This window comes from Pseudomonas sp. CBZ-4 (assembly GCF_000346755.1).
Lineage (GTDB): Bacteria > Pseudomonadota > Gammaproteobacteria > Pseudomonadales > Pseudomonadaceae > Aquipseudomonas.
The window spans coordinates 15,648-27,265 of the sequence record NZ_ANNV01000058.1 but is presented as its reverse complement, the minus strand read 5'-3'; the positions used below and the strand labels follow the sequence as shown (position 1 = coordinate 27,265).

Annotated in this window: 9 protein-coding genes; 6 read left to right on the top strand and 3 right to left on the bottom strand. The window is 61.2% G+C overall.

From position 1 onward, the window contains the following. Positions 1–276 precede the first annotated feature (276 nt). The 3 genes from B348_RS0107360 to B348_RS0107350 all read left to right on the top strand — a co-directional run bounded on the left by B348_RS0107360 (position 277) and on the right by B348_RS0107350 (position 2,956). On the top strand, positions 277–1,203 hold the full coding sequence (locus B348_RS0107360) for an ATP-binding cassette domain-containing protein (protein ID WP_017735497.1): 927 nt from the start codon (positions 277–279) through the stop codon (positions 1,201–1,203). 299 nt (positions 1,204–1,502) lie between these two features. Next, positions 1,503–2,243 carry a hypothetical protein gene (locus B348_RS0107355; RefSeq protein WP_017735496.1) on the top strand — a complete coding sequence of 247 codons (741 nt, stop codon included), beginning with the start codon at positions 1,503–1,505 and terminating at the stop codon, positions 2,241–2,243. Then, the gene (locus tag B348_RS0107350; protein WP_017735495.1) at positions 2,243–2,956 is read left to right on the top strand and encodes an AAA family ATPase; all 714 of its coding nucleotides are present in this window, start codon (positions 2,243–2,245) and stop codon (positions 2,954–2,956) included. Before B348_RS0107355 ends, B348_RS0107350 begins: the two co-directional genes overlap by 1 nt. Before the next feature lie 11 nt (positions 2,957–2,967). Here the strand turns inward: B348_RS0107350 and B348_RS0107345 are convergent, their stop codons facing one another. The 3 genes from B348_RS0107345 to B348_RS0107330 all read right to left on the bottom strand — a co-directional run bounded on the left by B348_RS0107345 (position 2,968) and on the right by B348_RS0107330 (position 6,985). Then, complete coding sequence (locus B348_RS0107345; protein ID WP_017735494.1) at positions 2,968–4,488, bottom strand: glycosyltransferase family 39 protein; 1,521 nt, start codon at positions 4,486–4,488, stop codon at positions 2,968–2,970. After that, positions 4,485–6,140, bottom strand: coding sequence for a lipid IV(A) 4-amino-4-deoxy-L-arabinosyltransferase (gene arnT / locus B348_RS0107340; RefSeq protein ID WP_017735493.1), 1,656 nt, complete (start codon positions 6,138–6,140; stop codon positions 4,485–4,487). The genes B348_RS0107345 and arnT overlap by 4 nt, the downstream gene beginning before the upstream one ends. A 170-nt stretch (positions 6,141–6,310) precedes the next feature. Beyond that, positions 6,311–6,985: a histidine phosphatase family protein gene (locus B348_RS0107330; RefSeq protein WP_017735491.1), complete on the bottom strand. Its 675-nt coding sequence runs from the start codon at positions 6,983–6,985 to the stop codon at positions 6,311–6,313. 274 nt (positions 6,986–7,259) lie between these two features. Here B348_RS0107330 and B348_RS0107325 point away from each other — a divergent pair, with 274 nt between their 5' ends. From B348_RS0107325 to B348_RS0107315, 3 genes are read left to right on the top strand one after another with little or no spacing between them, the layout of a single operon-like run. Then, the gene (locus tag B348_RS0107325) at positions 7,260–7,928 is read left to right on the top strand and encodes an ABC transporter ATP-binding protein (protein ID WP_017735490.1); all 669 of its coding nucleotides are present in this window, start codon (positions 7,260–7,262) and stop codon (positions 7,926–7,928) included. Between the two features lies 1 nt (position 7,929). Continuing rightward, positions 7,930–10,392, top strand: coding sequence for an ABC transporter permease (locus B348_RS0107320; RefSeq protein ID WP_026136628.1), 2,463 nt, complete (start codon positions 7,930–7,932; stop codon positions 10,390–10,392). After that, positions 10,382–11,446: a lipocalin-like domain-containing protein gene (locus B348_RS0107315; RefSeq protein WP_017735488.1), complete on the top strand. Its 1,065-nt coding sequence runs from the start codon at positions 10,382–10,384 to the stop codon at positions 11,444–11,446. Before B348_RS0107320 ends, B348_RS0107315 begins: the two co-directional genes overlap by 11 nt. Positions 11,447–11,618 lie beyond the last annotated feature (172 nt).

The following is an 11,618-nucleotide window of genomic DNA, read 5'->3' as shown; positions in this document are numbered from 1 at the left end:
AGCTGGCTTGCCTGCGATGGCATCAACTGGGTGTGCCTGATGTAACGGGGTGTCTGCATCGCAGGCAAGCCAGCTCCCACACCGGTCTGATGCTGAATGGATTCAACACGCTGAGCGCCCATCGCATATAACTGAAAAACCAGTCTATATGCGATCCAGCTATTGGATTGTTCATAAGGCTTTGCCTTTAATTCGCCACCTAACTCATTGTTACACGGAGTAAATCAGCGCCTCGTCGCGCTGTAATGAGTCACCGTAGCGCATTAGAGATTAGCCATGAGCAACCCCGTTGCCGTTGCACCCCAGCCCCTGGTCCGCGCGCGTGACCTGTGCAAGACCTTTGGCACCCAGCGGGCGCTGGATCAGGTCAGCCTGGAGCTATACCCGGGCGAAGGCGTGGGCTTGTTGGGTGTGGAAGGCGCGGGCAAGTCCACCTTGGTCAACATCCTCGGCGGCACCCTGGCGCCGGATGCCGGTGAGCTGTGGGTCGATGGGCTGCGGCAACGGTTTATCTCACCGTTGTCGGCACGTCGGGTGGGGATTGTCGCGGTGCACCAGCGCCCCGACGAAGGCATCGCCCCGGGCCTGAGCGTTGCCGAAAACCTGCTGCTGGACGAACTGTGCCTGCCCGGCACGGACTTCCTGCTCAACCGCAAAAACCTCCTGCAACGCGCCGAAACCATCGCCGCCGGCTTGGGCCTGGACCTGCCGCTGCAACTGCCGGTCGAACGCCTCGGCCAGGCCGACCGCCAACTGCTGGTACTGGCCCGCGCCTTCGCCCTGCAACCTCGGTTGCTGATCCTCGACGAACCCACCGCCGCGCTGTCGGACACCGACGCCGAGCGCCTGCTCGAACTGGTCGATAGCCAGCGCAGCCGAGGGGTGGCCATCCTCTATATCTCCCAGCGTTTGTCCGACCTGCAACGGGTGACCAACCGTGCAATCGTCCTGGAGAACGGGCGGATTGCCAGTGAAGTGAACACACGGCATTTGACGACGGCGACTTACACGTTGCTCGGGGATGCGACGCAAAGCGCGTTACCGGAGCAGAACCTGTCGGTGCCGTTTCTTGAGCGGTTTACCCGCACGGGTTTTATCCGCAATCGGGCGGAGGGGCGGGTGGTGCGGGAGCAGGTGGTGGGGTTGGAGGTCAAGGCGCTACCGTTGGGCATACAGCAGCTTGCAGGAAAGCCAGACCTCTGACGCCGTTTGTCGGATGGCTTTGCGAATTGTCAGTGCACTCTTGAGACCGTCACACTTTTTTAAATGGGCAGCCATTTTTCCGTGTAAAAGCGCGGGTTGCAAAAGCCAAATTTTATAATGAGTTAGCGCTGTCGGAAAAAGATGGCTTTGGCGGTGCTGCTATAGGCAATAGTTGGTTTTCCTATTGGGTTGAGTGAAACTTCCTAAAAGTGATAGTTTGTTTTTTTTAGTGAGACTTGAAATTTTTTCTAGAAAAACTATCTTGTTCGGGCGAGGTGCCGTTCACCATGAGGTGAGTGATGAGCTACTACCCATTATCTAAACCGTTTTTGTTGGCTGCCCTTTTTATTAAGGAACAATTGAAGGAGCCCATTGCACTGTTTTGGATTTTCATCTCTCCTGTGGTGACCTTCTACTTGATCAGTTACGCGAGAGCCCCACTGAGCGAGGTGCCTGGTAGTTATCTTTCAAGTACTTCTTGGTTCTATTCTTTCGTTTCTTCGAGTGTAGCCCTGTTTGGCCTGGCGTTTTACATTGTCGGGCGTAGGGAGAGCGGGTTTCTGCGGTCATTTGTGTACACGCGCCAGACAAAGACAGTTTTTATTGTTGGGCAGTTTTTAGCCTATTCCGCGATGTCGGTTCTTTATTGTTCGGCGTTTTATATATTTACTCGCGCCTATTTTGGTGTGATGAGTTTTGCTGAGCTGGTTGTGGTCGTGGGTCGGTTTTATATTTGTTTTTTGTTGTTTTCCACGCCTGCGCTTTTACTGACGCTGATCCCTATGGGCTTTCAAAACACCAGTACCGTATTTTCAATATTGTCCTTCATGATGCTTGCACTGGGAATTATCAGCCTGGGGCAAAACCCCTTGCTTGGAACCTTCGCGCATTTAAATCCCATGTGGTGGGCCAATCAGATTATGCAATTTGGCGTAGCTGAGTCCTTGCCCGTAGTCGTGGTCATTGTTGTTTTGTTTACGTGTTCATTTTGCATAACGTTGCGTTTTTTACGTGTGAATCCGGTATGGAGTCGCTACTGATGAAACAGTTGATCGTGAATTCCCTCGATGTCAGTTATGCGCGTCACGTGTTGTTTCGTGGTGCTTCGTTGCAGGTCGATGCAGGCGCGATCTCTGGTTTGTTGGGGCCTAATGGATCAGGCAAGACCACTTTTTTTGATGTGCTCTGTGGTCTGAAAAAAGCGCAGGGCGGCGTTGTAAGCAGTTCGTTTTCGAAGCTGCTCTACCTGTCGCAAATCATCAGTACGCCGGCGGTGTTTCGCATGTTTGATATTTTCAAAATGGCGATGATTTTTTGCGCTGACACGCGCATGACGCAACGGCATGCGCTCGAGAAAATCGACAAGTGGAGCCCAGGCATTGCAGAACGTTATGGTGAAATCTGGAACAAGAAATCGTCCCTTTGCAGCTATGGGGAAAAACGTTGGTTTTTCACGTTGTCGCTGCTCTGCGCGAATGCGGATCTTGTGGTTTTGGATGAACCCACGGCAGGTGTAGACCCCGAATTTCGCTACCACATTTGGAAATGCCTGGAGGGCGCGGCGGCGGAGGGGGTCGCGGTGCTGGTTTCATCCCATAACGTTGATGAAGTCATCACTCATTGCGATGACTTCTACATGCTCAGCCAGCAGCGTTTTAATCGCTTTACCGATGCCCAAGGCTTTATGGCCGCGTATGGCGCCAGCAGTTTGGATGAAGCTTTTATTCATGCTGCCAGCTTGCCCAAGGGGTAGGGCGTTCGGCTTTATTGACGTGCCGGCACGTACGCCACACTGCCCTCCTGACGCACCTTGAACAACCGTTCCCCATTGTCCGGTTGCGTGACGATTACCTGGTGATCCGCACCCAGATACGCCAACGGCGTCGGGTCGTCCCTGGTGAATTGCGCGACGATGATCGTGTGTTGGGGATCGAAGTGCTGGCCGCTGGTTTTTTCCAGCCAGGCGATGAACGCGGTGCTGTCGCCCTGGCGTGGGAAGTCCTGGTTTTCGGCGACGTAGTAGAAGGGTTTGCCGCCGTTTTGCAGGTACATCGGCAGTTTGTTGTCGGCTTCCACCAGCACGATTTGCCATTGGTTCCAGGGCGCGCTTTTGACGGCTTCGGCGCGCACATCGTCGGCGAAGCGGGTCACGCCGCCGTTGCCGTTGGTCCAGGGATAGGCCACGCCGAGTATCAGCAGCAACAGGCTGGCGGCGAGGGCGAAACCTATGCGCCAGCGCGGGCGTGCGGCGGTTTTTTTCAGCAGGTATTCGTGCAGCCACCAGGCGCCGAGCAGTTGGGCAAAGGGCACCAGGGGCAGCACGTAGTAGCTGCGTCGGCTGCCACTGGCGGTGAAGAACACAAACAGCAGGCCCAGGCCCCACACCAGCCAGCGCACGTTGGGCGGCGTGGTGCGCCAGTGGCGCACGGCAAGCCACAGGCCGAGCAACCAGCAGGGCGTCCATGGCAGGGTGTAGGCGGGCAGGTAGATCAGGTAGGTGTAGATCGGCCCCATATGGTCGAAGGGGTCGAAGAAACGCACCACGTTTTCCCGGAACACCAGGGCCAGGCCGCTTTGGCCGTAGGTCGGTGTGCCGTAGAAGTGCGACAACACGAAGGGCACCGCATACACCGCGGCGGCAATCAGCAGCGCCAGCAGCAGGCGCAGGTTGAGGTGGCGTTTGTAGCGCTGCTCGCTGAGCACATGCGGCAGCAACACCAGGCCGGGCAGCACGAAGCCGATCAAGCCCTTGAACAGCGACGTCAGCGCCAGCAGCAGGAAAAATACCGTGTAGCGCCCCAGTCGTGTGTCCTCCGGGCCGCGCCAATACCACCACACCGCCGCCAGCACGCCGCACACCGTGAGCACATCCGCCGTGGCGACCCGCGCCCAGAACATGAAGTAGAAGGTGGTGGCGAGCATCCAGCCGGCGATCAGGCCGCTGCCCTTGTGCAGCAGGCGCTCGCCGATCAGGTAGATCAGCCACACGCTCAGCCACGCGGCGAGCACCGAGGGCAGGCGCAGGGACCACGGGCCAAGGCCGCCCAGCACATGCGCGAGGCCGGTGATTAGCCAATAGGAGGGCAGGGGCTTGTCGTAATAGGGCTGGCCCTTGAGGTAAGGGTCGAAGTAGTCGCCGCTTTGCAGCATGTGCAAGGCGATGTCGGCCCAGCGCGTTTCCGGGCCCCACAGGTCACGGCCGCCGAGGCCCGGCAAGAGCATCAGCGCGGTGACGGCCAGCAGTAGCAGCAGGGCGCGGTGTTGGACTGGGATTAGTCGGGTCATGGCAGTTTCGGGTAGATGATCAATTGCAGGTAGCCCTTGTCATAGCGGGTGCCGCCGGGGGGCAGTTGGCCGACTTGACGCATCTCGCTGCTGCTGCCGGCGCGTACCAGCACGCCCACCGAACCTTTCTGGCGCGCGTCTTTCAGCCAGCCTTGCACTTGCTCCAGGCTGATTTTGCGCTGCACGCTGTCCGGGTATTGCAGGCCGTAGCGCAGCTCGCCTTCGGTTTCGTACAAGCCCACTTCCGGCCGTTGCAGGCGCCAGGCCAGGGCGCTGGCGCTTTCCAGTTCGTTGCTGAGCAGGGCGCTGGTTTGCTTGAGCTCGTCGAGGTGTTCAAGGACAAACTGGTCGGGCATCTCGTTGTCGGTCACCTGGGCCGGCATGCTTGCTGGCAACAGGATCACCAGCAAACCAATGCCCAGTACCGGCATCGCCCACAGCGTCTGCGGGCGAAACGCTTGCAGCAGGTTGGTGAGGATCCAGCCCAGCAGCACGATAAAGATCAACGACAGGCTGAACATCTCCGCATGGCTGTTGCCGTACGGCGGCCTGCTGATTTGCAGGTAGATCAGCGCGACCATCGCCGCCATGCCGATGGCAAAGTTGAGCAGGCCGTTGAGGCAGATCGCACGGGATTTGCCTTGTTGCAGCAGTTCGGTCAACGCATGGCCCATCAACAATGCCAGGGGCAGCAGGCACGGCATGATGTAGGTCGGCAGCTTGCCGTTGCTCAGGCTGAAAAAGAACAGCGGCAACAGCATCCACAAGGCCAGGAAGGCGATCGCCGGCTGGCGCCGTTGTTGCCACATCTTCGCCAGCGTGGCCGGCAGCATCCCCGCCCAGGGCAGGCACGCCACCACCATGATCGGCAGGAAGAACCACCATGGCCGTGCGTGTTGCGCGGTGGCGGAGGTAAAGCGGCGCACGTGTTCGTTCCAGAAGAAGAACCGCCAGTAGTCCGGCTCTTGTACATGGATCGCCCACACCCACGGCAGGCACAGCAGCAGCGCGACGGCCACGGCCAGCGGGCCATAGCGCAGCAACTCACCCAGGCGGCGCTGCCAGAGCATATACGGCACGGCAATCAGCACCGGCAGGGCCAGGGCGAGGAAACCCTTGGTCATGAAACCCATGGCGCAGGCCACGCCCAACACCGTCCACGAGATCAGGCGGCCACGGGTGCTGGGGCTGTCGAGGGCAAACCACAGTGCGACGAGGCTGAGGTTGACCCAGAAGGTGAATTGCGGATCAAGGTTGGAATAACCCGCTTGCCCGGCAACCAGGCCAAAGCTCAGGTAGAGCAGGGCGCAGGCGAAGCTTTTGCGCGGGTCGTGCCACATGCGGCGCGCGATCAGGTAAGCCAGCCAGACGCTCAGCGCCGTGGTCAAGGCCGAGGCGATGCGCACACCGAACAGGTTCTGGCCAAACACCGCCTGGCCGAGGGCGATCAACCAATAGCCGGCGGCCGGTTTTTCGAAGTAGCGCACGCCCATGAAGTGCGGGGTGACCCAGTTGCCGCTCAGCAGCATTTCCTGGCTGATCTGGGCGTAGCGGGTTTCATCCGGGATCCACAGACCGTGCAGGCCCAGGGGCAACAGATAAAACGCAGCGAAGGCCAGCAACAGCAGATGCAGGGGTTTAAAGCGAATCATGAAAACGTCGCTCCTTGACGTTCGATGGAGGGAAGTTGAGACATGAAAGTCATAGCGCAAACCATCGAAGTTTCCACTAAGTTATTGAAAGTGTTCATGACATCCTTAACTAACAGGCGCAACCAAACATGCCAGAAGATGGCTGTCGTTTGGCTGAACATGGTGAAGTGTTAGAACTGCTTGAGTGCGTTGGGCCAGTTCTGATTGTTGACGATGCCCAATACTTTGAACTTGGCGTTGGGCAACACCTGCACGAACAATGAACTGCCGTATTGCGGGAAGGTGGCGTGGGGGAAACCCAGGCTCTTCTCGAAGTCGGCGATGCAGCCGCTGTGGGTGACGAACACCAGGTTGCGTCCCGGGACCTTGTGGCTGAGCAATTCTTCGCCCATGGCCGTGCCGCAGACGGCGCGCTCGCCGGACGTAAAGTCGCTTTTGCCAAACATGAAACGCACGGTCTGGGCGGTACGGATGGCCGGGCTGGCCAACACGTCGCTGCCGGCCATGCCCAGCGCAGCAAAGGCTTTGCCGAGTTTTTCAGCTTGTTGGCTGCCACTGACCGTCAGCCCTTCGACCGGGCCCAGGCACGGGTTGGACGAGCGGTCGCAGCGCTCTTCATGGCGTACCAGCACGATCACGTCACCGTCACGCCACAGCGGCATCACCTGTGAGGTCAGCAGGCGATTGCCGACGCCCAGATCCCGTGGCGACGCAGGCCACAGCAGGCTGCAACCGAGCAGCAAACCCACTACGCCAATCCCCAGCCAAAGCCTGCGCAGGCGCTTGAAAAAGGCCCGGGGCGAGCGCGGTTTGGTCAGGGTAAGGTCAACCACTTCATTCACCATGGGCACCGTCGGTAATGTTGTACGAGTTAGGCGCAATGGCTTTGGCGAGTGCCCTTAGTGAAGCGCGAGGCTGTCACAGGGCCGCTGTCTTTTCGCTGAACGCGTTGCGGTTATAAAGTTGCCCGGTGAGCAACTAACAAGTTGCCGACCGGTGACACTTGGCCGGTAATGTAGAGAACGGCGGGTGGGCAACCGGTGAAATCCATGTGAAAAATTTGCGTGGGCGTGCCAACCAGCCGTTATCCTCGGTTGCAGTCCATTGGTGAGTGCTCCCATGTTGCAGGTGCAAGGTGTCTTTAAAAGCTACGCCACCCCGCAAGGCCCGCTGGCGGTGCTGGCGGGTGTGGATCTGCACCTGGCAGCGCGCAGCAGCCTGGCGCTGATGGGCGAATCCGGCAGTGGCAAGAGCACCTTGCTGCACCTGGTGGCCGGCCTGGATCGGCTGGATGGCGGCACCATCGCGGTGGGCGAGCAGCGCCTGGATCAACTCAATGAAGCCCAACTCGCCCATTGGCGGCGCACGCAGATTGGCCTGGTGTTCCAGCAGTTCAACCTGATCGGCAGTTTGCGCGTGGACGACAACCTGGCCTTCCAGGCGCGTTTGGCGGGGCGCTTCGATGCGCACTGGCAGGCGCATCTGGTGGAGCGCCTGGGCCTGGGGGACTTGCTCAAGCGTTATCCCGAACAGCTCTCCGGTGGCCAGCAGCAACGGGTCGCGGTCGGCCGGGCGCTCGCCTCGCGCCCGGCGCTGTTGTTGGCCGATGAACCCACCGGCAACCTCGATGAAGCCACCAGCGATGACGTCCTGCAATTGCTCCTGGACCTGTTGCGCGACAGCCCCACCAGCCTGTTGATGGTCACCCACAGCCCACGCATAGCCGCGCGCCTGGATCGCCAGGTGGTGCTGCATCGCGGGCATGTCGTGCCTGCGGGCGCCGTGTGAGATGGCCGTATTTTATTGGGCGTTGCGCGCGCTGCTGAGCCATTGGCGGCGCCATCCGGTGCAGTTTTTCAGTGTGCTCACCGGGTTGTGGCTGGCCACGGCGTTGCTCACCGGGGTGCAGGCCCTGAACAGTCAGGCGCGGGACAGTTACGCCCGCGCCAGCCAATTGATCGGCGGTGAACCCCAGGCCAGCCTCAGTGCGCCGGACGGGGCCAGTTTCCCCCAGGCGCTGTTTGCCCAGTTGCGCCGGGCCGGCTGGCCGGTGTCACCGGTGGTGCAGGGGCGGGTGCAACTACAAGGCCATGCCGATACGCGTTTGCAACTGATGGGGATCGAGCCGGTGTCGCTGCCGGGTAGCGGCGCGGTGGCGGGGCAGCGTTTGAGCCAGGCACAGATGCTCGCGTTTTTTGCGCCGCCGGGGCGTACCTGGATTGCTCCGCAGACCTTGCAGGCCCTGGGGCTGCGTGAGGGGGAGCAGCCGCTGACGTTGAGCGGCCACCCATTGCCACCCCTGCAAGCCCAAGCGGACATGGCGCCCGGCGTGCTGCTCACCGATATCGGCTTTGCCCAGCCGCTGCTGGACATGCCCGGTCGCCTGTCGCGCTTGCTGGTGGACAAGACCTATGCGGCACGCCATCCCACGCCACCGGATGGCTTGCAGTTGAAGCAGGGCGAGGACAACAACCTGTCGCGCCTCACCGAAAGCTTCCACCTGAACCTCGATGCCCTGGGTTTTCTGTCCTTTGTGGTCGGGCTGTTTATCGTGCACGCCGCCATCGGCCTGGCCCTGGAACAACGTCGCGGCCTGCTGCGCACCTTGCGCGCCTGTGGGGTCAGCGCGCGGTTGTTGATCCTCAGTCTGGGGGTGGAGTTGGGCGTGCTGGCCTTGCTCGGCGGTGTGCTTGGCGTTGCCAGCGGCTACCTGCTGGCCAGCCTGTTGCTGCCGGATGTGGCCGCCAGCCTGCGTGGCCTCTACGGCGCCGAGGTTCCCGGCCAGCTGAGCCTGAGCCCAGGTTGGTGGGCTGCCGGGTTGGGGTTGAGCCTGCTCGGCGCGCTGCTCGCTGGCGCCAACAGCCTGTGGCGGGCGGCGCGCTTGCCATTGCTGGCGTTGGCCAACGCCCAGGCCTGGCATGAAGCCCATGGGCGCTGGTTGCGCCGCCAGGGTTGGGTGGCGGCCGCTGCACTGCTGATCGCGTTGCTGGCCTTGCTGTTGGGCGACAGCCTGGCCGCCGGCTTTGTGCTGATGGCAACGTTGTTGCTGGGCGCAGCACTGGGTCTGCCGGTGATGCTCAACGGGCTGCTCAAGGCGGTGCTGGGGCGCAGCCGCTCGGTGCTCGGCCAATGGTTCCTCGCCGATTGCCGCCAACAACTGCCGGCCCTGAGCCTGGCGCTGATGGCGTTGCTGTTGGCGCTGGCGGCGAATATCGGCGCGGGCTCCATGACTTCGGGTTTTCGCCAGACCTTCACCCACTGGCTGGAGCAGCGCCTGACGGCCGAGCTGTACCTCAATCCGCAAAATTCCCAGCAGTCGGCGCAACTGCAAACCTGGCTGCAGGTACAACCGCTGGTGCAGACCGTGCTGCCCACGTGGCAGGTGGCGGTGCAACTGCAAGGCTGGCCGGCGGATCTGTTTGGCGTGGTCGATGATCCCACTTATCGCCAGCATTGGCCGTTGCTGGAGTCGGCGCGCGAACCCTGGGACCAGTTGCTCAACGGCGACACAGTGATGCTCAGCGAGCAACTGGCGCGACGCCTGGACGTACAGTTGGGCGACACGCTGGCCATCCCTACGCCGCAGGGGGCGTGGGCGCCGCAGGTGGTGGGGATCTACGCCGACTACGGCAATCCCAAGGGCCACCTGCTGGTCAATGCCCGGCACCTGCTGGCGCACTGGCCAACGCTGTCACCCGCGCGTTTCAACTTGCGGGTGCAACCGCAGGATGTGCCGGCGCTGGTGGCTGACGTGCAGCGGGTGTTTGCCCTGGAAGACAGCCGCATCGTCGATCAACAGCAACTCAAAGGCTGGTCCAGCCAAGTGTTCGAACGCACCTTTGCCGCCACTGCCGCCCTCAACAGCCTGACCCTCGGCGTCGCCGGCGTGGCCTTGTTTATCAGCCTGTTGAGCCAAAGCCAGAGCCGCCTTGGCCAACTCGCACCGCTGTGGGCGCTGGGGGTGACGCGCCGGCAATTGATGCTGCTGAACCTGGGGCAGACCTGGCTGCTGGCCGCGCTCACGCTGATTCTCGCAGTGCCCCTGGGCCTGTTGCTGGCGTGGTGCCTGGATGCGGTGATCAACGTGCAGGCGTTTGGTTGGCGCCTGCCGTTGCAGGTGTTCCCGTGGCAGCTTGCGCAATTGTTGGGCCTGGCGCTGTTGGCGACGTTGCTGGCGTCGGCCTGGCCGTTGTGGCAGCTGTACCGCAGCCGCCCGGCGGATTTGTTGAGGACCTTTGCCCATGAAGATTAAGCCGCTGCTGGGGGCGCTGCTGTTGCTGTTGAGTGGGTGCGATAAAGCCCCTGCGCCTGAAGAAAGCTTCGCCGGCCTCGGCAGCGCGGCGGCGGATTTTGCCCAGGTGGTGCCGGGCAAGGTGTTCAGTTTTCCTGAGGACCACGGCCCTCACGATGGTTTTCGCATCGAGTGGTGGTACGTCACTGCGAATCTCAAGGACGCCCAAGGCAACCTGTTTGGTGTGCAATGGACGCTGTTTCGCAACGCCCTCCAGGCCGGGCCGACGCAATCTGGCTGGCGCGACTCGACGGTCTGGTTGGGCCACGCCGCCGTCACCTCCGCCACACACCACTACGCCGCCGAACGCTACGCCCGTGGTGGCATCGGCCAGGCGGGCGCGCAGGCGGTGCCCTTCAACGCCTGGATCGACGACTGGAACTTCGCCTCCCGCCCTGGCGCCGCGAGCCCGTTGGCGGACATGCAACTTACGGCCAGCGGCGCACAGTTCGCCTATGACTTGCACCTGACGTCCAGCCGCCCCTTGGTGCTGCAAGGTGAGCAGGGCTACAGCCGCAAGTCCGACCAGGGGCAGGCGTCGTACTACTACAGCCAGCCGTTTTTCAGCGCCACGGGCAGCGTGCGTATCGACGGCACTACCTATCAGGTCAGCGGCCCGGCGTGGCTGGACCGCGAATGGAGCAGCCAACCCCTCGCCGCCAATCAGAGCGGGTGGGACTGGTTTTCCCTGCACCTGGACCGCGGCGAACAACTGATGTTGTTTCGCGTGCGCCAGCAGGACGGCCCGGGTTACCTCACCGGCACCTGGATCGATCAGCAGGGCCACACCCAGACCTTGCACAACGCTGATATCCAGTTGATGCCCTTGACCACCACCGACATCGACGGACGTAAAATCCCTACGCGCTGGTCGCTGAAAATCCCTGGCAAACAGCTGGATATCACGACCGAGGCGGTCAACCCGAATGCCTGGATGAACCTGAGCATTCCCTACTGGGAAGGGCCGGTGCGGTTCGACGGTGGGGTGGGTTACCTGGAAATGACCGGCTATTAGGTGAATGCCGCTCAGCCAAGACAGGACCCGGGCTGGCAATCACCTGTGGCGTTACGGGTTTCGAGTGGTATCTGTAAGCAGTGTTTCTTCGACTATGTAGGCAACTTCCCAAACTGATTTTTGACCCCTCGGGCTTGTGTCCGGGGCGGGAGCGCTTGCTTATATTTCGACG

Excerpts from the sequence above, each read along its gene's own strand:
- B348_RS0107360 (WP_017735497.1), top strand. The coding sequence starts at position 277 with ATGAGCAACCCCGTTGCCGTTGCACCCCAGCCCCTGGTCCGCGCGCGT.
- B348_RS0107355 (WP_017735496.1), top strand. The coding sequence starts at position 1,503 with ATGAGCTACTACCCATTATCTAAACCGTTTTTGTTGGCTGCCCTTTTT.
- B348_RS0107350 (WP_017735495.1), top strand. The coding sequence starts at position 2,243 with ATGAAACAGTTGATCGTGAATTCCCTCGATGTCAGTTATGCGCGTCAC.
- B348_RS0107345 (WP_017735494.1), bottom strand. The coding sequence starts at position 4,488 with ATGACCCGACTAATCCCAGTCCAACACCGCGCCCTGCTGCTACTGCTG.
- arnT (WP_017735493.1), bottom strand. The coding sequence starts at position 6,140 with ATGATTCGCTTTAAACCCCTGCATCTGCTGTTGCTGGCCTTCGCTGCG.
- B348_RS0107330 (WP_017735491.1), bottom strand. The coding sequence starts at position 6,985 with ATGGTGAATGAAGTGGTTGACCTTACCCTGACCAAACCGCGCTCGCCC.
- B348_RS0107325 (WP_017735490.1), top strand. The coding sequence starts at position 7,260 with ATGTTGCAGGTGCAAGGTGTCTTTAAAAGCTACGCCACCCCGCAAGGC.
- B348_RS0107320 (WP_026136628.1), top strand. The coding sequence starts at position 7,930 with ATGGCCGTATTTTATTGGGCGTTGCGCGCGCTGCTGAGCCATTGGCGG.
- B348_RS0107315 (WP_017735488.1), top strand. The coding sequence starts at position 10,382 with ATGAAGATTAAGCCGCTGCTGGGGGCGCTGCTGTTGCTGTTGAGTGGG.